This window comes from Psychrobacter vallis, from assembly GCF_904846715.1.
Classification (GTDB): domain Bacteria; phylum Pseudomonadota; class Gammaproteobacteria; order Pseudomonadales; family Moraxellaceae; genus Psychrobacter; species Psychrobacter vallis.
Genome location: NZ_CAJHBU010000001.1, coordinates 37,533 through 63,966 on the forward strand (window position 1 = coordinate 37,533; position 26,434 = coordinate 63,966).

A 26,434-nucleotide genomic window follows, 5' to 3' on the forward strand; every position below is an offset into this window, starting at 1 on the left:
GACAGCGTTAATATAGATGGTGCGGGTGTAAGTACTGTTGATATGAACCACTTGTTCTGAGAGCAGATTGGTTTGTTGTACAAGGTATGCAGCTGAGGCTGGGGAACTCCGGCTTCTAAAGGCGTTACAGTACTACGCTCTACACGCTTTGAAGGTGAGCGTAGTACAAAACGTGAGCCATAGGACAAAAGCGTTTTTATCATCATTGTCGTTATAATAACCTTGCATACAGACCAACATGGTCTTATGACAAATTTTTATCATAACAAATTTCGCTTTTTTAACCTAGTCATTTACTAGGGCGTGTCATCAATTAGATTATGAGATCAGGCTTTCAAAGTGACTTGACTACGATCATACGTATGAGACAACGTGTCTATGTGTTATAGATTAATAACCTTCACTTTCTGCCCTTATGTTTGCCCCTTTTGGCAGCGTAAGTTTCTGACCTATCGCCAACGCATCATAGGGTGATATGCCAGTGAGCTTAGCAATTTGCATAAAGTCCGTATTGTATCTATTAGCAATACCCATTAGTGTATTGCCGGGTTGTACTGTATACGTACTGGGCGTTGCTACTGGTTTGGTCGTGTTATTGTTACTGATGACACGGCGCGTGTTCGCTCTTTCAGTAGTGGGTATGACTAAATATTTGCCAAAATATAACGTGTCATTGATCCCTATATTATTGGCGCGCGCCAAGCTTTGCACGTCCACCTTATACTTATTGGCAACGATGGAAAGGGTTTCGCCGTACTTAATCTGGTGTCTGACAGGCTTTTGGTAATTTGTAGTAGTAGAGGACATCGCGATTTGTTTTGCAGGTTTAGACTGCACGACATTACTGGTTTGAAGTTTGGTTGTTATATTCGCTGTTTTGGCGGTATTATTGACGGCAAACAATTTAGACGGAATAATAAGCGTGCTGTCAATCAACAGTCCTGAATCTGGACTCAACTTATTCACACGTGCCAGCTCAGTAATGTCGATCTGATATTTCTTGGCAAGATAGCTTAAGTTATCACCTGCTTTTACTTTATATATATTATGATGCGTTCCTTTTTCTGGTATATCAATAACCTGTCCTATCTTTATCATACTGGCTGTTAAACCATTAGCATCTATCAATGCAGTTTTCGAAACACCATAGCGCTTGGCAATACCACTGAGCGTTTCACCCGATTCCACTACATGGTGAGTTGAGGCATGGGATTGACTAAAGCATAACACTCCTATTAATAGCGCCCCATACTTATGACACCAAGCCCAATTTGTCTTATTCATCTTAGTCGTCTTCGATGTTTTCAAAGCCTTCTCCTGATCATTACTATCCTTGCCATATCTAATAAAAATAATTTTTAGTAAAAATTTAATAAACAGTTAAGTAGTGTTTTTTAGTCAAAAAATTAAGACAAATACGGCTGTATTTGTCTTAATTTTAAAAGTTAACTGTAAAAGGCCAGATAAGATACTTTGAGTCAATAACTGTTTAAAACAGCAACGCCCTTAGCCATATTAAAACAGCAACGCCCTTAGCCATATTTCTTTTCAAACGCTATCATGAAGTCAACCAATTGCTGTACCCACTCAAGAGGCACGGCATTATAAATACTAGCACGCATACCGCCAACATCACGGTGGCCTTTTAGGTTCATCAAACCTGCCGCGGCTGACTCTTCTAAGAATACTTTATCAAGGCTACTATCTGCTAAAGTAAATGGTACGTTCATGATAGAGCGGTACTGAGTGGCAACAGGATTACTATAAAAACTGCTATCATCAATGGTCTTATAAAGAAGATCTGCTTTTTGCTGGTTAATTTTTCCAAGAGCAGCGACACCGCCCTGCTCTTCTATCCAATCAAAAACCAATCCTGCTAGATACCAAGAATAAGTGGCTGGTGTATTCGACATGGATTCTTTTTCGGCCTGATGCTTATAATTCAGCAGCAGTGGACACCACTCGCTCGCTCGCCCCAATAGGTCCTCACGGACAACCACAATAACCAGTCCAGCAGGGCCAATGTTCTTCTGTGCGCCTGCATAAATCATACCAAATTTAGAAACATTAATCGACTGTGATAGGATGGACGATGACATATCGACGATGAGCGGTACATTGACCTGTGGTAGCTCAAAAATTTGTAGACCATGAATGGTCTCGTTGGCACAGTAATGGAAGTACGCCGCATCATCGCTCAGGTTCCAATCGCTTTGCGCCGGCACATCGGTAAAGTTACTGTCTTTACCAGTTGCGACCATATTAATCTCACCAAGGCCTAGATTGGCATAACGCTTCGCTTCCTTGATGGCTTTATCCGACCAAGTCCCAGTCGTCAAATAATCTGCGCGCCCACCATTTAATAAGTTTAACGGAATCGCGGAAAACTGTAGGCTAGCACCGCCTTGTAAGAACAACACTTTATAATTGTCTGGAATTTCTATCAATGAGCGCAGTTTGGCTTCGGCTTTTTCAGTAATTGCTAGGTACTCTTTACTACGGTGACTCACTTCCATCACCGACATACCGCTCCCTTGCCAGTCAAGTAACTCTTCTTGAGCACGTGATAATACCGCAGTCGGTATCGTAGCAGGTCCCGCTGAAAAATTGGGTAAGCGATTGGGCGCTGAAGTATTGAAAGTTGGTGTTGTTTTTATGGATACTGGGTTTGTAGACATGGCTATTATCCTAGATGTGACGGGGTCATCGTTGTGAATTGATACTGAAAAATTAATTATTGAAACAGGTTAAATCAGGTATTACTATTCTTCTTATATTTAATGAGTGCGACTTTTAATCAGAGAGCTGCGTCCAAAACTGACGCTTTATACTACTATCTGTGAGCATCTCGTCTAATGTGGGCACAGTCGTAAGATTAGGATGCTCAAGTCCGGCAGGCAGCGTCGTCAATGCAGCGACTTTTATCTCTTCACTTCTCCCTATTTTGAACACATAACCGGCAAGGCTGGCATTGGCAAGTTCAGCTGTGTCCATACCTTCACAGATGGGGAACGACGTTGTCTCACAGGTTATTGATAGTGCTTGCGTGATATTTTGCCATAACTTTTGACTGTCATGGTTGAGTGCTTGGATATCAACAAAAACCACCCAATCGTCATAGCGGCCGCCTTGCAAATCAAAAGGGGTTACTTTGAGGGTATGGTCATAGTGACTTTCGGCAGCATGAATTTGTTCAACAGAGGCCGTTGCTTGCTGTAATCCTATATCTGCGTTTAGTACAGGCGCGGCAGCAGAAGTACTCGTATCAAAATGATAGCTTACTGGACTTGGTTGATTGTGATGCTGTAGGTCAATATTATTGACATCAATATCATTATTATCGCTGTCATTAGCTTCATTCTCATAAGCGCTATCAATTTCATCATCCATTGTGCCCGATACCAAGTCCATAGACTGAATATTTGACATATCATTGTTTGAGACATCACTATTTTCGAAAACCCTGTTTAGAGCGTCAACACTTGGTTGTTCGGCGCTCATATCAGAGGAGATAGGCTGAGTTGTCATATGGGTCGCGACAGGAGCCGCGATGTCTGCGATATTCATGGTTTCTGAGTGTGGCTGTACCCACTGATTAATACCCATCAACGCTAAAATTTGACGCTGCTGCATACGCTGCTGTAATACCATTAGTGGGTCTTTAATATCACTCATGCGTGTCTGCTGTCCTACTTGTTTCAAAGGGGTTTACAAATTTCTATAGGCGATACTATCGTCAATCTACTATAATATGAGTATAGCGCTGCTAGAATAATATCTTCTTGCGTGCTGTGCCTGCGCAGCTCGATGCTACGAAAATTTATTCTAGCAGCACTTCACAATGGTTATACTTTTTATTTAGTATCCACTATAAAAAAGTGACTATGCGACATTATAATGCGGCAATCCAGTCGATCAAAAAAGCTGCCGAATGCCTAGCCAACGCTCTGACAATAAAAGCAGGCAATCGTATTCATCTTGACTGACTATCGTATCGTGTAACATCATCGTATGCAATGTGCTCAGCCACTGCCGATAGTTATTATAAGCATAAGAATTATTAATAGTGACATTATCAACATGGCTACTGTTTACGCAGTCATTATAATCTATTTGACAACTGCTCTGTTGCCTCTCTCGATAATTATCCTTACGCTTGCTCTCTGTTCTAAACGGTTGCAAGATAGGCACAGCGTTAATCACCGCCAATAGCTGCACGCTATTTAAGCTTTGCGCTGTCAATAGCAGCCATTGTAAATTGGCATCGCTAACTGCTGTCAATTCAATATCAATCAAACGCGCATGGCGTCTCAAGTCGACGATGTAGTGCGTCATACTAATATCATTGTAGCTGAGTACCGAGCTGTCAAGCGCAGATACCATCTGACCTTTTCTATCTTTTGCCAAACGATAGGCCAATAGTATGAGCATCGACTTTTTAGCATTATCGAGACTCATGAATACCTGATTTGAAGGATCAAGCTGGGCGTAGATAGTATCCCTATCAGCTTGCAATGCTTGCTGCCATGGCGCTGGCATAATTGAATGTTTGTCATTTAATACGGTAGATAGTATGGGTAATAATTGCTGTAAATGCACTGCTTGCCATAATGATAAGATCGAAGGTATGTGAGATGCCTTATCCTCTGAATGAGTGAACACTGGCTTTTGATTGTCAGTACAACTTCGTTCCCTTATCACCTCATCAGCAAAATATTTGCTTAAATCAGCATTTAACTGCCTCTGAAACAACTCAATTATGCCTTGCTGATAGCGCATGAGCATCTGACGACATTTTTCTTGCTGGCTATAGTGCTGATGACTTTGGTTGCTATGATCTTTTTCATGTTTTGAGCGTAATTCATTGATAGTGCTTTCGGAGAGATCATGTTGGCTTAGTTGCTTTACTGCCAACGCAAACAGAGCACTGTCCAAGCGACGATCCATATTAGCTACCATCTCTAATAATTGAGAGTCTATGGTATGCGGTAAAATTTTCTCATGGCTGACGACGATATTGGTCGGCTGAATATCAGCATCAGTATGATTATCAATGCTGTCAGTGAGCATTCCATGCCAAATATCTGCCAAATCATAACTCACTGCCGTTGATAGCGTGTGTCCTTGATGACATAGCATCACTGCCTCAATCAAGGCTTGTGCCCCTAGCGGATGATGACTGTGATTGAGCACATAATGTGGTAATGAAACTGTCTGAATATCCTTGGTATCTATTAAGGTTGCGGACGGCAAATCCTTATCAAGCTGGGCTTGCCACGGCTGTAGCCGTTTACGAGTGCCTTGCTCTTTCGGCTTTATTTGCAAACGCCCTTCTATAATGATGTCTTCTTCTATGACAAACTCAAGCCCTGTTTCTGAGTGATTGTTTTTATCAATATTGGATGATGATTTGTGAAGTGGTTTTTCACTTTTTGTAATATTACTTAGGCTATTTTCTTTTACCTTTCCCCAATCACCCAGTCGGCGCTGCTCATATATCTCTTTGATTTTTTGTTGATTCAAACGCTTCTCTTTAGCGACTTGTACTGCAAATCTCTGGTAAGCGTGAGCATTAATGGCACTCATACGCTCAGCCAAGCTGGGATGAGTGGCGAACCATGACACATCGCCCAAATCCGCTCCACTGCTGGCAAAAAAGAAATGACTGAGCCCATTGATATCAGCGATATTGGTTAAACGCGAGCCAAGAGAATCTTGATGAATCGCTTGTAACGTCTTCATAATGGCAGGCGAGCGCGTAAGCTGCACACTGGTCGCATCGGCCAGCAACTCACGCTCACGGTTAAAGCTGTGTTTAATCAGTTGAGCACTTGCCATACTTGAGAAACTTAACCCATGTAAAAGCAATGTCCAAATACTACGAGGCGCTTGTCGATCAATGACGGGGCTATTCTGTAGCCACATTGACTGGCTTTTGGCTTGTGACTCTGACTTTTGCGATTGCGTCTGCCAGTAGTTTACCCACTCGCTATATGTCGTAAAGCTTGCTGTTTGCGCTTCAATATGACGTGCTTGACTGTCAACAGTGTGCTGTGACAAAGGCATCTGTCGTTTGACTGATTTATCTAAATAAAGGTTTTGATTGTCTTGATGGCTAACGCCGATGTTATTGATAGGATCGCTCCAGTCATACAGCAACTGCAAGCCTGCTAGCACCACCATCAGCTGTAGATTGAACGCCGCATCACCATGCAAAATATGACCATATTCATGACCAATAAGCCCATAAAGCGCTTCATCAGAAAGTTTATCAAGTGCACCCTGCGTTACCACCAGCACCATATCTTGGCTATGACGTCCCGCCACAAAAGCATTAATCCCTTGCTCATCCGGCAGTACATACAAGATTGGCATACTCAAACCCGAAGCAATGGCTAACTGCTGGGCAATCTCATGATAACGACGATAAACAGGCGGAAAATCACGCTCATCACGTACCGCTATATGACGTGAACTATAATGAACCTTTTGTATAGGCTCATGCTGATGGGCAATCCCGCGGCTTTGCTCCCAAGCCTCTTGACTGCGATCAATAAATAATCTCACTGCCCCGACTCGCTGGGCAATAGCACGACCGCCTGCCTTTAAACGACGATATTCTAAAAAGCTACCAGCGACAAAGCTAGCCACCGTCCATACCATGACCAGTATCAATACCCAATGATAAATGCCGCCAGTAAATAGTGTCAGCAGCAGCGCCATGACAGCGAGCGCCACCGCCATATGGGCAAAGACAATGAAAAAAAACAACCCATAAAGCAACAAGCTGCGTTGAGTACGGGTTCGCTGTTCACCAAAAAAATCCATCTAATTTTCTGACCCAAAAATAACCACATACATATAAGTATCAGCTCATATCGACGATGGGAGCTTGAGCAATCACCTTTCTATCTTCAAAAACCAAGGGACTTAAAGGACGAAACCCAAAAGTGCTGCTAATGAGATTGTTGGGAAATACTTCGCGACCATTATTGTAAAACATGACACTGTCATTATAATGCTGACGCGCAAAGCCAATGCGGTTCTCTGCATTGGTCAGCTCATCCATCAGATCTTTGATCATGCTGTCTGCTTTTAGCTCAGGATACGCTTCCACGACAGCTGAGAACTGCCCTAAGGCTTTGGACAACATGCCTTCTGCCTTGGCAAATAGCGCCATATGCTCAAGCGAATCTGGCTGATGTGAACTTGAATCTTGTAAGCTTTGGGCATGATTACGTGCGCCAATCACCCGTGTCAACGTCTCTTGTTCATGCGTCAAATAACGCTTGGCCGTCTCAACCAAATTAGGAATCAAATCATGACGACGTTTAAGCTGTACATCTATCTGTGCAAAGCCGTTTTTTGCCTGATTGCGAGCGCGTACCAGTTTATTAAATATCGATACCCCAAACACAACGGCTAGTATGACAAATATAATAAACAGCCAAACGAAAATTTTCATAATACCATTCCAAAGCATTTAGGGCGTGTTGAGGTTAGATTTCATAAAGATAATTACATTGTATTTTAACCGATATTAATCGATAAAATATCAGAATTGGATAAAATATTAGACAAAAAAAAGCCCTTTACAATGAAGGGCTTAATACAATACGCAAGCGTTTTTAATTATTTGTTGAGACAGTTGTCAAATTTTAGGCAAAAAAAAGCGACTCCAAAAGCACATCCTCGGCACACATTATAACTATTACCGTTGCTACCTTCCGGTCCTGGCGGGGTTCATAGAACAATGTTGCGAGGCTACCAATGGAGCCACCAGTTGCAAATTATACAAGAATTTCTCAGTATTACAACCCCTTTTATAAAAGCATTTGTTTTAGAACACAAAACAAATAGTAACCTAAGTGACAAAATTCTCACAGCAACGCTTTTAAATTTTGCTATTTTAGTGAGTGAAGCTGGGCACACAACAAATAAAATGACCAGCTTCTAGGGTTTGTCTCCATATAAAGAGATGTTTTATTTGGAGACAACTCATTTAAAACTATAAATATTCACTGAGGAAACAACATGAAAACGACATTACTTAATAAAGTAGCGCTAGCGACAGGCACAGCCCTTTTATTGACAGCCGTCATGGGCAGTGCGCATGCAGAGACAACAGGGTATGACCAACTTACTTTTCAAACAGAAGTAAAAGAAGACATTCAAAACGATGAGGTACGAGCCAGCTTGTATAAAAAAGCACAGGCCACGGATTCGAAAACCCTAGCCACAACTCTTAACACTACCATCAACAATGCGATGAAAATTGCTAAACGCTACCCTAGCGTCACAGTCAGCACCGGACAGCAGAGCACCTACCCCCGCTATGACAAAAATGACAAAATCATTGGCTGGACGGGACAGGCAAATATAGATCTGAAAAGTACAGATTTTGCTGCAACCAGCCAGCTCATTGCAGATTTACAATCAACCTTAGTCATGGACAATCTAACTTTTGGTGTCTCAGAAGCCAAAAAAGACGCGATCGAACAAAAACTGATGACCGACGCTTCTCGCGCCTTTCAGCAGCAAGCTAAAAATCTCACTCGTGCTTGGGATGCTCGCAGTTATCGTGTAGTTAATGTCAACTTAAACACAGGCAGTAACTATCCACGTCCTATGTATAGCGCCATGAGTATGAAAGCGGAATCTGCTGATGCTGTGCCAAGTCAAAATTTTCAGTCAGGTGACAGCACCATTTCAGTAACGGCCAATGGCACCATTGAGCTGACCAAATAACATTGTTTAGATGATATTGTTTATATCTAAAAAACGACATTATTTAAAAATTGATGTGTGTAGACAAAAATTAGTCTATTCGTATCAAAAAAGGCAAGCACCATATTGGTGCTTGCATTTTTATTTGGATATACAGCCGATGCTAAATAAAACAGAACCATTATATTGGAACGCGAAACTGGTATAAATTTTTCTTGCTTGCTGTGCCTTCGCAGATAGAGGCGGCAAAAAATTTACTCCAGTCCCGCTGACTTATTTTTATACCAAACTCACTGTACTAGGGCGTGGCAGTTTGTTTTTGCCGCAATTTCAACAGAACTTTTTGATGCCATGGCAGATTTTGATAAGCCAAAAGCTGCTTAGCAATTTTCTTGTTATTTTGTATCGTTGTATTATTTTGAATCACATAAATAGTACGTGCCACTTGCTGCAACACTTGACCTTTCTCATTTTTAATTACTGCTTTTACAGTATGCTCACCCGGTAAGATATCAACCGTTGCAATCGAGGCGCTTAGACTTTGCGCAACTTCATTCTCATCAAGATAAATACCAATACTATCGCCTGCTTGCAAAGCCGGTTTTACCTGCACGCTTACATTGATATTTTGTGCTGGACGGCGATAAGCACGTTCTTCGCTAGGCTCAATGATAGCCAGTTGATAATTCACTGCTGTCCGAGATTCAGTGCTTGTAACAGCCACAGCGGCAGTTTGCGACATATTTGATGACGAGCTGCTTGTACCGTTGCTACGGGTATTATTGCTACTCGATCTATTTGCTTCATTGCCTGTGGTAATAGCCAACTGACTCACTTGCTTATCAGCTTGTTGCTCATAGCTTTGTGGCCGATCCGTAAAAGTTACTTGACCTGTTTTTTCATCAACGACTTTATAAATAGGCGCAGCGTTTGCAGTAACCGTATAAAAGCTAGCTGTGCTAACAATCGCAGCAAACAATAAGCTTACTTTTATATTGGTTTTTGAAAAACTTGATTTCGATAATACAGTCATGTGCAGTCAATCCATTCATTGTCTAGCGTTGATGTGTTTTTATATCAATCATTATGCGACAATTTTGCTCTGAAAGCAGTAATGATTGTACAAAAAACGTTTTCAACCACTTTAAATAAGTGATTGTTAACCATAAAAAAACCAGCCAAGTTTACTTGGCTGGTCTTGATTCATCACAGTACTTTTTATGCTAAATAGCAATTAGCAATTAGCAACTATAGTACATGTCAAATTCAACTGGATGTACCGTCACGTTCAGACGTTGTACTTCTTCTTCTTTCAATGCGATAAATGCTTCTAGCATGTCTTTAGTGAACACATCGCCTTTTAACAAGAACTCATGGTCGTCACGTAGAGCCTGTAGCGCCACATCTAAGCTTTCAGCAACTGTTGGGATTTGTGCTTCTTCTTCTGGTGGTAAGTCATACAAGTTTTTGTCTGCGGCTTCGCCCGGATGCATTTTGTTCTGAATACCGTCAAGACCTGCCATCAATAGCGCAGCAAAAGCCAAATATGGGTTCGCCGTTGGATCAGGGAAACGTGCTTCAACACGTACAGCTTTAGGGCTGCTCACATGTGGAATACGGATAGACGCTGAACGGTTAGACGCTGAATAAGCCAGTTTGATTGGCGCTTCATAATGTGGCACCAAACGCTTGTAGCTGTTGGTCGATGGATTGGTAATCGCATTCAAGGCACGAGCATGCTTGATAATACCACCAATGAAGTACAATGCAGTTTCAGACAGGCCAGCATACTCATCACCAGAGAACGTGTTTACGCCATCTTTTGAGATAGACATGTGCACATGCATACCTGAACCATTGTCACCAACGATTGGCTTAGGCATAAAGGTCGCGGTTTTGCCAAACTGATGCGCCACGTTATGAACCACATATTTTAGTTGCTGAACTTCATCGGCTTTACGTACCATGGTATTGAACGCCACACCGATTTCAGACTGGCAAGAAGCCACTTCATGATGATGTACTTCCACACTGCCTGCACCGACGATCTCTTCAATACGCTCACACATCACAGCACGCATATCATGCGAGCTATCGATTGGTGGTACTGGGAAATAGCCGCCTTTGACACGTGGACGATGTGCCATGTTGCCCCACTCGTAAGTTTCGCCTGTTGACCAAGCCGCTTCTTCCGCCGTGATTTTATGACTGACGCCTGACATGTCAATTGACCATTTTACATCATCAAATACAAAAAACTCAGGCTCAGGACCGAAGTAGGCAGTATCACCAATACCAGTAGACTTCAAATACTCTTCGGCACGGCGCGCGATAGAACGTGGGTCACGATCATAACCTTGCAAAGTTGATGGCTCGATAATATCGCAAGTCACTACCACTGTTACCGCATCAAAGAATGGGTCGAGAAAAGCAGTCTCTGGATCAGGACGTAAAATCATGTCTGACGCTTCGATACCTTTCCAGCCTGCAATAGAAGAACCATCAAACATTTTACCGTCTTCCATGACTTCTTCGTCAACGCTATGCGCTGGGAAACTGATGTGCTGCTCTTTACCGCGTGTGTCGGTAAAGCGGAAGTCGACCCATTTAGCATTAGAGGATTTGATAAGGTCTAGTAGTTTGTTCGACATAAATAGTCTCCGTTGTGTTGATCAGGTTATTGCGATTTAAAGTTATTGATGCAATTTTCTGGTTATAAGAATGTGAGATGTGCTTATGAAGCCAAATAGCGCATTCAATATCATACTTATTATTAGCACTGTCAATGCTATTGTTCAAGATGCTCTACTAAAGCATAGCGGTAATTGAACCAATAGTCATCTTATTAATTCTAACAATATATAACGCTTGATGTTGAACTCTTCAGCCATTTATTAACAATTATTTTTGAATCATGTTACAGCGGTAAGCACACTTGGATGCAATGCTGCAAAGCCTATGCCAATCTTTTAGAAATGACATTTTATAAAACCGCTATCGTATTAATCGTTAATATTTTCAATTATTTATAAGACAATCACCTATATGGTTGAATGATTTTAAAATGCTTAGCTGTTCATTTATTGCTCATCAACAGTGATGTTCTATAATAAATATGCACTAAATAAGTGCATCAATATCAGAATTTGTATTTTTTTAGTGCATTACTAGCGTTTATACCGTTAGTTCAATATAAAAGAAAATGTATTTTTGTTTCACCCTTATCTATATAGCCTACCCTCTACATTTGATAGATAGCAGAATAGTGGTAAGATAACGGCGTTATCCAATCGCCTCAATAAGTAGACCACCAATGATTTTGATGATCGATAATTACGACAGCTTTACGTACAATATCGTACAGTACTTCGGTGAATTACAGCAAGACATCACCGTCTGGCGTAACGATCAAGCCACCATCGAACAAATCAAAACATTGGCCCCCGACGTGATCGTCATTGGCCCCGGCCCTTGCAATCCTGATCGTGCTGGAATCTCGCTAGCAGTTATTGACACCTTTAAGGGCGTGATTCCAATATTAGGAATTTGTTTGGGTCATCAGGCGATTGGACAAGCATTTGGTGGACAAGTGGTCAAAGCTAGTGAAATCATGCACGGGCGCTTATCAGCCGTTTATCATAAGAATATTGGTGCCTTTGCCGGACTACCCAACCCTTCGCAAGTCACGCGCTATCATTCGCTTGTCATTGATAAGACCACTCTGCCCGACTGTCTGGAGCTGACCGCATGGACTCAAGATATTGATGGCAGTATCGGAGAAATCATGGGCATTCGTCACAATACGTTTGCCATTGAAGGGGTGCAATTTCATCCTGAATCTATTTTAAGTGAAGCCGGTTATCAGCTGCTCAATAATTTTCTGCAGACTCATCATTTGGCAGTACTAACTTCAGACAAGTTACCGCAAGTAGGTTAATGGTTTACGAAAATACATCGTTAAGCATAAGAGCAACTTAAAAGCCAATCTATTTAAAACCCATACAACACATAAAAATATAAAGCGAGATGATAATGAATGCCGTCACTATAAAAACAACTGAAACCCCAGACAACATAGCGCAACTGTCTGATGAAGACATTCATCAGTTACTAACAACCGCCTTGGGTAGAATTTTTCAACACATTGATCTCACCTTTGATGAGATGTACCAAGTCATGCTTATTATCATGCAAGGCCGGTGTAGCGATGCCATGATGGGCGCTATTTTGACGGGATTACGCATGAAAGGCGAATCTATCGATGAAATCACTGCATCAGCCAGTGCCATGCGCGCTTTAGCAGCTAATATCACGCCTAATAATTGCGATCATCTGGTGGATATCGTTGGTACGGGCGGTGATGGCGCCAATTTATTTAACGTCTCTACTGCCTCGGCTTTCGTTGCGGCAGCAGCTGGTGCGCAAGTTGCCAAACATGGCAACCGCGGTGTCTCTACCAAATCTGGTAGCTCAGACTTACTGGAGCAAGCGGGTATTAGTCTTGCGCTCACACCCGAACAAGCGAAAGACTGTATCGAAAATCAAGGCGTTGGCTTTTTGTTCGCACCCAATCATCACAGCGCGATGCGTTATGCCAATCCTGTACGCCGTGAGTTAAAAGCACGTACAATTTTTAATATTTTAGGGCCATTAACCAACCCTGCTGGCACACCCAACTTAGTTATTGGCGTTTTTACCGCTCAGCTTTGCGAGCCTATCGCTAAAGTGATGAAAAACTTGGGCGCACGTCATGTCATGGTCGTTGGCGCAAAAGACGGCTTAGATGAAATCAGCCTTGCCACGTCTACCACGGTCGCTGAGCTAAAAGACGGCGAAATCTCCGTTTATGAAATAATGCCAGAAGATGCGGGGATCGAATCTCAAACACTCATCGGTCTCGATGTCGATTCTCCAGCGCAAAGTCTTGAGCTAATTCGTGCGGCTTTATCAGGATCAGAGACCACTGACCGCTCGGTCCTCAAAGCGCGTGACATGATTGCATTAAATGCAGGTGCTGCGATATATACCGCAGGACTTGCCAGCAATTATCCTAATGGCGTGAGCCGCGCACAACAAATTATTCAAAATGGCGATGCTTTAAGCAAACTTGAGTCTTTAGCGACATATACGCAACAGCTATCAGCCAAAGGTTAATAAATAACCACTATTAATGCGTAAATCTAGCCATTGTTATCTATTGATATTTAACCATATTCGGATACCCTCATGACCATGACCAATACAGCGATTCCTACCGTGTTACAACGCATTGTCGCAACCAAAATACAAGAAGTAAAAGCGGCTCGTGACATAGTGTCTCTCAAAGACTTGCAAGCGCAAGTAGCGGCTGACAACAACCCTCGTCGCGGTTTTGCTGCTGCCCTACGAGCTGCCAATTCTTACAAAAACGGTATCGGCATCATTGCTGAGATCAAAAAAGCCTCGCCTTCTAAGGGCGTTATCAATCACAATTTTGCGCCTGCCTTATTCGCACTGCAATACGAGAAAGCCGGTGCCAGTTGCCTATCCGTATTGACGGATCGTGAGTATTTTCAGGGTGATGACAGCTATCTTATTCAGGCCGCCAATGCCGCGAGTCTGCCGATATTGCGTAAAGATTTTATGATTGATGAGTATCAAATTTATCAATCTTATCTGATGGGTGCCGATTGTATATTGTTAATCATGGCTTGCTTGGATGACACGCAAGTACAAGTATTGCATGCGCTCAGTATCGAATTAGGAATGGATGTGCTGATAGAAGTACATACCAAAACTGAGCTTGAGCGCGCTCTACAACTGCCCCGCTCAGAGCATAATATTTATGGTATCAATAATCGTGATTTAAATACCTTTGATGTCGATCTACAAACCACACTTGATCTAAAAAATACGCTCATTGCAGCATTAATGACTGATGCCGACAATACCGCACCACAGCCCCTTATCGTCACCGAAAGCGGTATTCATAGCAGCGATGATATTCGTCTGATGTTAAATCACGATATTCGGCACTTTTTGATCGGTGAGCAGTTTATGAAGACCGATCACCCTGGACAAGCGTTACAATCCTTACTTGCGGGCGTCGCAGCAGACGAGTAAAGTATATGACATAGCACAGGCTTCAAGTATAAAATCATTCATTCATCAACCAACGATACGTTAACTTTTATGTCAAACTCTCTATTTTCAAAAGAAATGCAAGACCAGCTCAAAGAGCTAAAAGGCCAACTGAGCAAAGGACGTGACACCATCTCACCGGAAGGCGACAATCAAAAGCCCACCGAGCCTGTCTCACTACCGACCCAAAAACAAGTCAAAAAAACAGTGAAACAGTTAGACAGTGAACATGTTGATGATGATAAAGTGCTGTTTATGCAAGCGATGCACGGTGTCAATCAACTTGAAGACAAAAACGTCCGCTCTCCTGCCAGCGCTGCAAAAGCACGCAAACCTGATGCAGCGACGTTATCGAAACGCGCGTCGGCTCAAGGCAGTGAGGCCAGCAATTTGGGCGCAGGCTTGTCAGATATGCAAGCGCTACTGAATCCTGTCGCTAGCGAAGCATATTTGTCCTACAAACAGCCAACCTTACAAAACAAGATTTTCGATCAACTCAAAAAAGGCAATCTACGTTGGTATGATGCGGTAGATATTCATGGCTGCACTATCGAAGAAGCGCGCGATGCCATGACGCAATTACTGAGCCAAGCGAAACAAAACAATGAAACCATGGTAAAAATTGTTCACGGTAAAGGTAGCGAAGCCATTCTAAAAACGTGTGTCAATGGTTGGTTACGTCAATTACCAGAAGTACTGGCGTTCTGCTCTGCACCGCCAAAAGACGGTGGCAATGGTGCCGTACTGGTACTGCTTAAAAAGCCTAAAACTGATGGCGAATAGTTATTACTGTTTTAAACTAAAAAAGGACTGCACATAAGCAGTCCTTTTTTATGCAAGTATTTATCTGATTACTAACACGAATAAATGACGCGAATAAATAATAAATAAGGCAACTCTATCATGAGCATACACACCATAGAAAACTCTCAAGAGTTAGAGGCGCACATTACAGCATTAATTGCTATTGAGCCAAGATTTGCTGCTGTCTACAGTCAAGTTGGCATGCCCAGTCTCAGACATAATATTGGTGGCTTTGAGCAATTAATGAGAGCGATGGTTGGTCAACAGCTGTCTGTGGCCGCCGCCGCCAGTATTTGGCAGCGCTTGGTGGATGCAAAGTTAACAACTCCGCAGGCAATGCGCAAAGCGACAGATGAGACTTTGCGGGCACAAGGGTTGTCTAAACAAAAAACGCGTTATGTTCGCTCATTGGTGGAGCATGATATCGACTTTGTCGCCCTAGAATCCATGCCAGACGAAGAGGTAATAAAAACACTAACCGCCGTCATTGGTATTGGCCGCTGGACAGCTGAGATGTATATATTGTTTTCATTAAAACGAGCAGATGTACTGGCTGTCGATGATTTAGCGATTAAAGTTGCAGCGATGAATTTGCTAGATTTGGCTGAGCGACCAACACCCAAACAACTAAAGCACCTCACCCAAGACTGGTCACCACATCGTAGCGCTGCCAGCCTGTTGCTATGGTCATACTATGGCTTATTACGCAATAAGACCGCAGTACCTTTATAGAATTAGGGCTTGGTGTTTATCTAAATATTCTACTTAATCTGCCCTATTCTATTAAGGCTGATTCCATATAGAAAAACCTAACTTCTTTTTTGTGTGCTTAAAAGTGCTTTTCTTTAACATACGGCTTTTATTCCTTAGCTTTGTGAAGGTATTACTCTTTTTACGCTTGTCTGAGCCAGCTATTGATTGGTTAACGTTGTTATCATCTTCAGTGCTGTCACTCTCTTTGTTTAAATTTACAGTATTCTGACTGGCATTATCAGCGCTGTCAGCGGTATCAAGATCGTCAGCATTTGACGTATCCGCTACCGATTCATCAGTAGCTGTATCTTCGACATCGTTTTCCATATGATGCTCATCTCGGTTGAGAATAAGCTGCTGCGTTGGTAGCGCGTGCTCGACCTTGTATTTTGCCACTTCATTTAACAGATCAACAAATAAAACGTTCTGTTTATCATAAAACTCAGTAATACCATTGGCATTAATATAGGCCTGCAACTGAATGACATAGCAGTCTTGTCGCAGCTCTAAGATATTGACCTGATTCCATTCTTGATTGGTCAAATAGTGCTCACCGATAAATTCATCTAAGTCTTTTACCATCTTAAAGACCACGTCAATATCAGCAGTACGCTTAATGTATAACTGATGAAAAAAGCGGAACATATCACGCGAGGTGAAGTTTTCAATTTGCATCGATGAAAAATCGCCATTTGGTACCGTGACAATAGTTCGTGACAAAGTGCGCACACGTGATGAGCGGATACCAATATCAATGACGGTGCCTTCGTACGTGCCAAATTTACAATAGTCCCCTATTCGTACTGGCGAATCGGCGACCACAACGACACTCCCGACAAGGTTTTCAATGGTTTTTTGCGCACCAAGTGCTAATGCCAAACCACCCACACCCAAAGCTGCAATACCTGTGGTTAAATCAAAACCCAGATTACCAAAGATAACAATGACGGCAAATATCAATAGCAGCGCTTTGACGACCTTGCGCATGAGTCCCAAAATTGAGACGCGTTCAGTGTAGTTTTTCTTATAACTGAGGTTTACCGCTCGAGTAAATACGGCATCGATGACTCGTAACAGTAGCCACGTTGTCGCCACCCAAGAGGCAATATCTGTAAAACGATTGATCGGTTCACGCAGCGTGACAGACACACCAGCATAAACCATCACCTCAGACAGTATTAATGCCATAGTGACCACAGCCATTGGCAGTATCACCTTGTCAGGCAGCGGCAATGGTACACCCCGTACGCGAGGATACACAATTCGTAATAGATGATACAGCAGCCATACCATGATATAAGTGAGCACAAGACTACTAACCATCATAATCAATGCAGCGACCAAGTCGACCATTTCATAGCCAAAAATCTTTTTGCCTTCTAACGATTCAAACGTATAACGAGAAACCAAAGTTGGCTCGGTGTTTTCGATCACTTCTGGTATTGAGCTGAGTGTGTCACTCGAAAACTGCCAGTACTGCTCACCTGAATCTGATACGACCCTTTCTAGTATCAATGACACGTTTTTTTCGCCAACATTGATTACACCGACATTTTCTTGACTGGGTGGTAATTGGTCGGTCAGATTGCCCTCAGGATTATTACTGATTTGCAAATCAGGCTGAAAACGTCCGCCCGCATCCAGCGCTTGTTTAAACTGCCGTACAATAGTCGTTGGGTTATCAGACTTTGTTAAGTTTAAATAATTACTCGCCAGCAGATAATCATTTTCACCCAGCGCGCTGATAAATCCTTGTACCGTATGCCGCGGCGTATCTCGCCCAAACGAATCAGGTATTGGTGTACTTGCTGATTCTTCATTATTACTGTCACCCCCACCAAGTGCACCCACTTCAGCAGCAAAGGCATGATTGGGCAATAATAGGCTCAACATCATCGCCAGCAAAAATACCACTATCGTTAATGGTATTTTGCGGCTTGGATATGATAAGGATGATTTAGTATTGGAAATCAGATTACGCTCAATAGACAAAACAAACCTCTTAGCTCTATGAATAGTACAACCAAATATGAATAAAACTTGGCACTATAATAGCAATTATTTATCACCGCAGTGCTTTTGATTATGGGTTTTTATCATCGTCTGTTTTAGCCGTTTGTGTCTCAAATTTTTACTATCATGATGTCAGCATAGGTAACAGATTATTCACCTAAATCACCTTAAAAGCTTTTGAGCGTTTAAAAGACGTTCATCATGAAAACCACTCAGCTTATCGTGAAGAAACATTAGGTTAAATTGGTTTATAAGTAAGGCGCTTTTGTAGATAATAGCGACGTGTTATTCAGTTATTATTTTTTGTAATTTTTAGCGTCATAACTTTCGCCTTTGTAACTTTTTTATTTGATTAATTTGGAATTCAATATGGTTTTATCACGTTCATCTTCGGCCGCCTATCTTCGATTGTGTATTTTAAGCGCGCTTGGTATGGTTGCCGTTAGCGCGACAGCAGCCACCAATGATTTAACGGTGGCCGGCGATAATGCGCTACCAAAAGTCGAGCTTGATGAAATTGTCGTCACCGCTACGCGTACGCCAACTAAAACCAGTAATGTTATCGCACAAACGCGTGTAATCGATAAAGAAGAGTTACAGCGTTATCAGGGTCAGACAGTGGTTGATGTATTAAAGAATCAATCTGGTATTAATATCAGTCAAAGTGGCGGCATGGGAACTATTAGTAACTTTTATATGCGTGGTTATGATAGCAAACAAGTCCTTGTAATAATTGATGGCATTCGCTACAGCTCTATTTCTACAGGAACGCCGTCATTAAATCTCTTATCTGCAGACCAAATTGACCGTATTGAAATTTTATACGGCGCTTCAGGCTCTAGTATTTATGGATCTGACGCCATGGGCGGTGTCATTCAGATTTTCACTAAAGGCAGCAATGTAGAACAATCTAATGTTTCTACTACAATCGGTTACGGTAGCCACAATCATTACCAAGTAGGTGTAACCGGTCAGCTTAAAAACGATACTTCGTCACTGAGCTTAGGTGTCAGTCGCAACAAAACAGACGGTTTTAACGCGATTGCCAATAGTAATTCTTTTGATTACAACGCTGACGATGATGGCTTTAAATCTACCAATGCCAGTTTAGGGTTGCAGCATAAGCTTTCAAACTCTTTAAGCGCAGGGCTAAGTGCCTTATATTCTGACTCTACAACTGATATTGACTCTGCCGGTAATACATTTCCAAATGCGTATTCAGATCAGAAAAATGGCAGTGCCAATGCTTTTATTCAACATCAAACGCCATTGACCGTTACGAAGCTTAGTTATGGTCAGAGTATTGATAAACTGACTTCTCATGATAATAACTCTATTAATTATCAAGATGGTAGCCAATTTGATACGACTCAAGAACAGGCACGTTTAGAGAGTCAGATTAATGCGCAACCGGGTACTGTTACTGTCGGTGCTGAATGGTTATCTCAAAAACTAGATGCTTCAGACGTTTTAGATTTTTCAGGCTTTCCTGCTCCTGCAGTTCAAACCGCTTATGATCCTGACGACAGAACGGTCAAAAGTGCTTTTGTTGGCTATCAACTATCAGAATCTTATTACGACTTACAAGCCAATTACCGCGTCGATGATAACTCCCAATATGGTAACGAAAGTACCTATAACGTAGGCGCTGCTGTGCGCCCATTGGATGGTGTGCGAATCGGCGCCAGCTATGCTACAGGCTTTCGCGCACCAACCTTTAACGATTTATACTATCCTGGTTATAACAACCCAGATTTGAAGCCTGAAACCAGTAAAAACACTGAAGTGTTCGTAGAGTACAATAAAGGAAAGCAAATTTCACGCCTTACTGGCTATCATACAGATGTAGAAGACTTGATTGGTGGCAACACTAATACAGGTGAGGCACAAATAAAAGGAATAAGCCTTACGTCAGACTGGCTTGTCGATTCATTTTTATTTGGTTTAGGGTATGATTATTTAGACGCTAAAAACAAAACAGCCAATAGCACCAACTATAATAATGACCTTGTCTATCGTCCTCAAAATAGCGGTTTAATTTATGTTGGTTATCAGCAACCTACCTTTGATGTACGCCTTGAGGCTAAACATACTGACGATAGATTCTCTGACGCAACCAACCAAACCAAGTTAGACAGTTATACGTTAGTTAATTTAAGTGGCAGTATTTACATTCAACCTAATCTTCGTGCTAACTTACGTGTCGATAACCTGACTGATGAAGACTATACTTTGTCTAATCAGTTCGGTACAGAGTACGCTACTGACGGTATCAACTACTTTACCTCACTAACCTATAACTGGTTCTAGAATTATAGAAACAAGTATTTATCATTAATAATAAAAGGTCATCAATCGATGGCCTTTTTAATGCCTGTCAAAGCTGCAAACTACATATGCTATCATTGACATAATCCAATAGGTGACAAGCTAGGCTCCATCTATTACAATAACGACCTCCGAGAGGTGTTGCGCCATAAGTATGAATCATGGATTGTGTATTCAAAACTCCACTATTCAACCCTTATGTTAGGCTCGGTTAACTGTTGGCTGCCCTTATAGGTCGTCAACAGCGCAAATAACGGCACCTGCGTTTTTATTCTTTTTATCATAAATTAACCACTGATAGGAGCATATTATGGACGCAGTGTCTAACACCCCATCTGCCCATACGATCGACCCCTCTTTCACTGACTATAAAGTTGCTGACATCAGCCTCGCTGATTACGGCCGCCGTGAAATCACCCTTGCTGAAGCTGAAATGCCTGCCCTCATGGGTTTGCGTCGTCGCTACGAAGCCGACCAACCGCTAAAAGGCGCAAAAATCGCTGGCTGTATTCATATGACGATTCAGACTGCGGTTCTTATCGAGACACTAGTCGCGCTAGGTGCTGAAGTACGCTGGACGTCATGTAATATCTTCTCAACCCAAGATCACGCTGCTGCGGCTATTGCTGCTGCTGGTATCTCTGTTTATGCTTGGAAAGGCGAAACCGAAGAAGAGTACGAGTGGTGTCTGCGCCAGCAAGTACATGTGGGCGGCGAAGCATCAGGACAGCTTTGGGACGCAAACTTAATCTTGGATGATGGCGGCGATTTAACCGCATTGATTCATGATGAATATGCTGAATTGCTTGATAACATTCATGGTATCTCAGAAGAGACCACCACTGGTGTACACCGTTTGGTTGAGATGTTAAATAAAGGAACGCTAAAAGTTCCTGCCATTAACGTCAATGATGCTGTTACCAAATCTAAAAACGACAACAAATATGGCTGCCGTCATAGCTTAAACGATGCTATCAAGCGTGCCACTGACATGTTCCTTGCAGGTCGCCGTGCTTTAGTTATCGGTTATGGCGATGTAGGTAAAGGCTCTACTCAGAGCTTACGTCAAGAGGGCATGATCGTACGAGTTTCAGAAGTTGATCCAATCTGTGCCATGCAGGCTTGTATGGACGGATTTGAAGTACTGTCACCTTACATCAATGGCGACAATACGGGCGGCGCAGACAACATCAATACTCGCTTGCTTGAAGATACAGATATGATTGTTACCACGACGGGCAACTATCATGTTTGCGACAAACACATGCTAGCGGCGTTGAAGCCTGGTGCAGTGGTCTGTAACATTGGTCACTTCGATACCGAAATCGACACTCAGTTTATGCGTGACAACTGGCGCTGGGTTGAAATCAAGCCACAAGTTCATCAAATTTTCCGCTCAGACGATGAAAACGACTATCTGATTTTGCTTGCTGAAGGTCGCCTAGTTAACCTAGGTAATGCTACTGGTCACCCATCACGCGTGATGGATGGCTCATTTGCCAACCAAGTATTGGCTCAAATGTATCTGTTCGAAGAAAAATTCGCCGACTTGCCAGCTGACACACGTACTGACAACTTGTACGTCAAAGTATTACCGAAGAAACTAGACGAAGAAGTCGCTGCCGCTATGGTTGCAGGCTTTAACGGTACTTTGACCAAGCTGACCGAAAAACAAGCTGAATATTTGGGCGTGCCTGTCGAAGGGCCATTCAAACCTGACGCTTATAAATACTAAAAGGAGTCAGACTGTGACTAAGCCGGCTTTCTCCTTTGAGTTTTTCCCTGCAAAAACTGAGCAAGGGCACGATAAGTTACTGAGCACTTATGATGAGTTAAATAAGCTATCACCGGCTTATTTTTCGGTAACCTATGGTGCTGGTGGCTCAACCCGTAGCCGCACTTTGGATATCGTACAAGCCTTATGCGCACGCGGGGATACTGACATTGCGCCGCACATGTCTTGTATTGGTGATGACAAAAGTGAAATCGCCGAATTGCTCGATCTTTATAAAGGTTTGGGTATCAAGCGTTTGGTAGCACTGCGTGGTGACTTACCATCAGGTCAGGTTGGCATGGGTGAGCTACCGTTTGCCGTAGACTTGGTTAAGTTCATTCGTGAACACTCAGGCGATCATTTTCATATCGAAGTGGCTGCCTATCCTGAGATGCATCCACAAGCGCGTAGCTTTGCGTTTGATGTCGATAATTTGGTCAATAAGTATCAAGCTGGGGCGAATGCTTCGATTACGCAGTTTTTTTATAATGCCGATAGCTATCTGTATTTGCGCGACACTTTAGAGAAACGTGGTATCGATACCGTCGCTAAGCCTTTGGTCGCTGGTATCATGCCAATCACCAATTCTAGCAATCTTATACGCTTTGCTGATAGCTGTGGCGCTGATATACCTCGCTATGTACGTAAGCAGCTATCTGATTTTGGTGATGACCGTAAAGCCATCCGTGAGTTCGGTTTTGACATTGTCTATCGTCTGTGTGAGCGTCTCATTAGTGAGGGCGTCCCTGCCATGCATTTTTATAGCATGAATAAAGTGGAGCCAAATAAACGCTTGGTTGAGGCTTTGGGATTGACGGCTTAAACCAGTAACATTCTGACTATTCAATGACTGGCGTTCTTAGGAGCGCCAGTTTTTTATTGCTACCATTATTTATTATTTATCAGTCATGTAAAAATAATAGTAATAAATGTGACGCACGGTCTATCAACGATAATACCTTTACCCTCTCAAACGATATTCTGCTAAGATATTTAAACATATTGTTATTTAAAATATAGGACTAAGCGACTGTGCGACGTTTCTTTTATAACACCAGTAGTAATGACATAAATGATGGAAAACACGCCATCTACCCTCAACTTAACACCTTGTCTGTCGGTGCCAGTCTGGAATTGACAGAGAATATCGTCCATCATTGGTGCCGTGTATTACGAGCCAATATTGGCGATAAAGGTGTATTATTTGATGGATTCGGCGGTGAGTATCAAGTACAACTACAAACCATCAGTAAAAAACACGCCACTGCGACTTTACTTGCACATGTAGCTGATGATCGTACTACTACTGTCTTTACTAAGATTGGCCTAGTGATGAGTCGTGGTGAGCGAATGGACTACGCCATCCAAAAATCGACCGAGCTTGGCGTTACTGCAATCCAACTGCTGAGTAGTCATCATGGCGAAGTCAACCTAAAGCCAGCACAAGTCGAAAAAAAGCTGGCGCATTGGCAACAAGTGGCAATTGCCGCCTGTGAGCAATGCGGACTGAATCGCCCACCACTTATTATTGCGCCTTTATCGATCCATGATTGGTTAAGCAATGTAGACAATAAGCCATCGAACAGAGAAATGGCTGTGAACCCTATTGTATCCATGCTCAGTCTAGATTCTTATTATCAAATATTACAGCAGACAGCCGACTTACGTATGCAATTGAGCGTACCAGCCGCAGGACAACCTGCTATGCCTAAGTCGCTACCAGCAGTCCTAAGACAAAAAACCGCTTATATTGAGCTATTAATTGGCCCAGAAGGAGGACTTAGCGTCGATGAATGCCAACAAGCAGCAGAGGTTGGTTTTGAGCCGTGGCAAATTGGCACAAGAGTTTTACGTACCGAGACTGCACCAGTGGTCGCATTGGCGACACTCCATGCTTTGAGTAATTAGTTGTCCAAACGCCACAGACGTAATTTTACTGTTTTATTCTGATGTTGTGAGTCTCATCATGCCTAATTTTGCTCCTATTTCAGTCGCAGCCAAGCAGCAACTACTGGCCAAATTGTGCGAGCAACTGGATGATGCCATTTTTATCTTAGACGCCAATTTACGCTATCTGTCGGTAAATGCCAGTTATGAGATGATGATTGGCTACCGCGAGTCATTTATACTTGGGCGACCACTTGGTATATATGCAGCAGAGTTTTTATCAGAAGAAGAAAGGGCTATTTTAGCGGATATCATCAATCACTTAGATAACCGTGGTTTTTATGAAAATAATTTTTCTATGCCCAATCGCTACGGACAGATACTTGAATGTCATATGACGTATCGCAAGATTTGTATCGAGAATGCTACTTATTACGTCGGCATGATACGTGATGTGTCTTCGGCCATCAAAGACCAAAAAAAGGTGACGCACCTGCTCAACTATGATCAATTGACCGGCTTACCCAATCGTAAAGTATTCTTGAGTCAAACCAGTGACTTACTATTAGACAGCTACCTAGACGTCATTATAGTGCGCTTCAATATTGATCGTTATCGCCACCTCGCAAGCCTACTGGGCTCTGATGGCATCGATACTTTAATAGAAAAGTTTGTCACACGCATCAAAAACCTCGAGCTCAATAATTTACAGTGTTTTTCTCACTTTGGTGGCAATGATTTTGCCTTATCATTTGAGTGTAACGATGCCAATATGATACGTCATCAGCTAGATAGCTTAATGCAAATGTGTGAACGCCCTTTCTCTTTGGACGAAAACGCGGCGACAAAAGCCAATATTTATTGCCGTATTTCCGTCGGTGTTAGTTATTTTCCTGACAATGATAACGCGTTGAATGGCTTACTAATCAAAGCCGAAAAAGCGCTACATTATGTCAACCAGCAAGGTGGTGACGATATCTGCTGGTATCATACAGATATTGACGAAGCCACCGCTGGCAGCTTAAAGTTAGAGGCTGAGCTTAGAGTCGCGGCAACTGAAGGCCAGTTTATACCGTATTACCAACCTAAATTTGAACTGGCTACTGGCATTATCACTGGTTTTGAAGCTCTAGTACGCTGGCAGCATCCAACACGCGGGCTGCTAAAACCGATAGATTTTATCGATGCTATTCTCACTCACAAGCTATCGTTTGAGCTGTTCTCACAAATGGCTGTTCAAATTACCCAGCAGTTATCTATTTGGCTACAACAAGGCTTTTGTCAGCACATCTGTATCAATGCTGACGCCGCTGAATTTAGTCATCCTGACTTTTTTAAAATGGTGAAAAGTCTGCTAGTACAGCATAATATTTACGCGCAGCAATTACATATCGAAGTGACTGAATCTTCTTTAATTCAGCGCCACGCTAACGTCAAAAAACAACTTGATTCGCTCAAAGAGCTAGGTGTTTTTCTGGCTTTAGATGATTTTGGTACGGGTTATGCGTCCTTAAGTTACCTGCAAGAATATCCGTTTGATTTTATTAAAATCGATAAAAGCTTTATCACTAATATCGAGACTGACCGTACCCAGCATGCCATTGTAAAAGCCATTTTAGACTTGGCCGTTGCCCTCGACATGCAAGTAATCGCTGAAGGTATCGAGACCCAGCAGCAGCGCGACCTGCTATTGGCGATGGGTTGTCAGCATGGTCAAGGCTATTGGCTGGGCAAACCTGTGCCTGTCGATATTGCCACTGAGATGCTGATTCAGCAGTACGCTCCCAAATAAACCCCGCTTAACTGACACCTACTAACCCATATCGTTTGTGTTTTCATAGCGTTATTTGCAGTCGCGTTAAGCGCCTAACGTTGATTGTATAGCCGATGCAAGATGGGTTCATGACTTATCAGTGCTGTCACCAAACTTGTATAATCGCCTACGAAAGCCTATCTTTTATAGTGAATTTGTTAGAGCTTATCAAGCCTCAAGCCGACTCTGACAATCGCCATTTATTTCAATACTAT

Annotated in this window: 19 protein-coding genes and 1 other RNA gene; 11 read left to right on the plus strand and 9 right to left on the minus strand. The window is 42.5% G+C overall.

The window, feature by feature from the left end:
• Positions 1-390: 390 nt before the first annotated feature.
• From JMY02_RS00175 to ffs, 6 genes are all read right to left on the minus strand, one after another.
• Positions 391-1,284, minus strand: a complete 894-nt coding sequence (locus JMY02_RS00175; protein WP_201593994.1) for a LysM peptidoglycan-binding domain-containing protein — start codon at positions 1,282-1,284, stop codon at positions 391-393.
• Between the two features lie 248 nt (positions 1,285-1,532).
• Entirely contained in the window at positions 1,533-2,678 is a 1,146-nt protein-coding gene (gene serC, locus JMY02_RS00180; RefSeq protein ID WP_201593997.1) for a 3-phosphoserine/phosphohydroxythreonine transaminase, read from the minus strand.
• Between the two features lie 115 nt (positions 2,679-2,793).
• Complete coding sequence (locus JMY02_RS00185) at positions 2,794-3,675, minus strand: hypothetical protein (protein WP_201593999.1); 882 nt, start codon at positions 3,673-3,675, stop codon at positions 2,794-2,796.
• Between the two features lie 240 nt (positions 3,676-3,915).
• Positions 3,916-6,828: a M48 family metalloprotease gene (locus tag JMY02_RS00190; RefSeq protein WP_201594001.1), complete on the minus strand. Its 2,913-nt coding sequence runs from the start codon at positions 6,826-6,828 to the stop codon at positions 3,916-3,918.
• Positions 6,829-6,868: 40 nt separating this feature from the next.
• Positions 6,869-7,465 (minus strand): LemA family protein, encoded by a 597-nt coding sequence (locus tag JMY02_RS00195; RefSeq protein ID WP_201594003.1) that lies wholly within the window; start codon positions 7,463-7,465, stop codon positions 6,869-6,871.
• A 211-nt stretch (positions 7,466-7,676) separates the two neighbouring features.
• Positions 7,677-7,773: signal recognition particle sRNA small type (gene ffs / locus JMY02_RS00200), an RNA gene on the minus strand.
• A gap of 261 nt (positions 7,774-8,034) precedes the next feature.
• Here ffs and JMY02_RS00205 point away from each other — a divergent pair.
• Positions 8,035-8,748, plus strand: a complete 714-nt coding sequence (locus JMY02_RS00205; protein ID WP_201594005.1) for an SIMPL domain-containing protein — start codon at positions 8,035-8,037, stop codon at positions 8,746-8,748.
• 277 nt (positions 8,749-9,025) lie between these two features.
• Here the strand turns inward: JMY02_RS00205 and JMY02_RS00210 are convergent, their stop codons facing one another.
• Complete coding sequence (locus JMY02_RS00210) at positions 9,026-9,760, minus strand: DUF4124 domain-containing protein (RefSeq protein ID WP_201594007.1); 735 nt, start codon at positions 9,758-9,760, stop codon at positions 9,026-9,028.
• 208 nt (positions 9,761-9,968) lie between these two features.
• The gene (gene glnA / locus JMY02_RS00215) at positions 9,969-11,378 is read right to left on the minus strand and encodes a type I glutamate--ammonia ligase (RefSeq protein ID WP_201594009.1); all 1,410 of its coding nucleotides are present in this window, start codon (positions 11,376-11,378) and stop codon (positions 9,969-9,971) included.
• A gap of 662 nt (positions 11,379-12,040) precedes the next feature.
• On the opposite strand from glnA, the gene JMY02_RS00220 reads away from it, so the two are divergent.
• From JMY02_RS00220 to JMY02_RS00240, 5 genes are all read left to right on the plus strand, one after another.
• Positions 12,041-12,664 carry an anthranilate synthase component II gene (locus tag JMY02_RS00220; RefSeq protein WP_201594011.1) on the plus strand — a complete coding sequence of 208 codons (624 nt, stop codon included), beginning with the start codon at positions 12,041-12,043 and terminating at the stop codon, positions 12,662-12,664.
• A 95-nt stretch (positions 12,665-12,759) separates the two neighbouring features.
• Positions 12,760-13,881 (plus strand): anthranilate phosphoribosyltransferase, encoded by a 1,122-nt coding sequence (trpD, locus tag JMY02_RS00225; RefSeq protein WP_201594013.1) that lies wholly within the window; start codon positions 12,760-12,762, stop codon positions 13,879-13,881.
• A gap of 78 nt (positions 13,882-13,959) precedes the next feature.
• On the plus strand, positions 13,960-14,829 hold the full coding sequence (gene trpC, locus JMY02_RS00230; protein ID WP_406947701.1) for an indole-3-glycerol phosphate synthase TrpC: 870 nt from the start codon (positions 13,960-13,962) through the stop codon (positions 14,827-14,829).
• A gap of 69 nt (positions 14,830-14,898) precedes the next feature.
• Complete coding sequence (locus JMY02_RS00235; RefSeq protein WP_201594017.1) at positions 14,899-15,630, plus strand: Smr/MutS family protein; 732 nt, start codon at positions 14,899-14,901, stop codon at positions 15,628-15,630.
• A 120-nt stretch (positions 15,631-15,750) separates the two neighbouring features.
• Positions 15,751-16,383, plus strand: coding sequence for a DNA-3-methyladenine glycosylase family protein (locus tag JMY02_RS00240; RefSeq protein WP_201594019.1), 633 nt, complete (start codon positions 15,751-15,753; stop codon positions 16,381-16,383).
• Positions 16,384-16,434: 51 nt separating this feature from the next.
• Here the strand turns inward: JMY02_RS00240 and JMY02_RS00245 are convergent, their stop codons facing one another.
• A complete protein-coding gene (locus JMY02_RS00245) occupies positions 16,435-18,396 on the minus strand; it encodes a mechanosensitive ion channel family protein (RefSeq protein ID WP_201594021.1) in 1,962 nt (653 codons plus the stop codon).
• 390 nt (positions 18,397-18,786) lie between these two features.
• Here JMY02_RS00245 and JMY02_RS00250 point away from each other — a divergent pair, with 390 nt between their 5' ends.
• The 5 genes from JMY02_RS00250 (at position 18,787) to JMY02_RS00270 (ending at position 26,198) form a co-directional block, all read left to right on the plus strand.
• Positions 18,787-20,727 (plus strand): TonB-dependent receptor plug domain-containing protein, encoded by a 1,941-nt coding sequence (locus tag JMY02_RS00250; protein ID WP_201594023.1) that lies wholly within the window; start codon positions 18,787-18,789, stop codon positions 20,725-20,727.
• Positions 20,728-21,055: 328 nt separating this feature from the next.
• Complete coding sequence (gene ahcY, locus JMY02_RS00255; protein ID WP_201594025.1) at positions 21,056-22,480, plus strand: adenosylhomocysteinase; 1,425 nt, start codon at positions 21,056-21,058, stop codon at positions 22,478-22,480.
• A gap of 13 nt (positions 22,481-22,493) precedes the next feature.
• On the plus strand, positions 22,494-23,342 hold the full coding sequence (locus JMY02_RS00260) for a methylenetetrahydrofolate reductase (RefSeq protein ID WP_201594027.1): 849 nt from the start codon (positions 22,494-22,496) through the stop codon (positions 23,340-23,342).
• A gap of 209 nt (positions 23,343-23,551) precedes the next feature.
• The gene (locus JMY02_RS00265) at positions 23,552-24,427 is read left to right on the plus strand and encodes a 16S rRNA (uracil(1498)-N(3))-methyltransferase (protein WP_201594029.1); all 876 of its coding nucleotides are present in this window, start codon (positions 23,552-23,554) and stop codon (positions 24,425-24,427) included.
• A 58-nt stretch (positions 24,428-24,485) separates the two neighbouring features.
• Positions 24,486-26,198: a putative bifunctional diguanylate cyclase/phosphodiesterase gene (locus JMY02_RS00270; protein WP_201594031.1), complete on the plus strand. Its 1,713-nt coding sequence runs from the start codon at positions 24,486-24,488 to the stop codon at positions 26,196-26,198.
• The last annotated feature ends 236 nt before the right edge of the window (positions 26,199-26,434 follow it).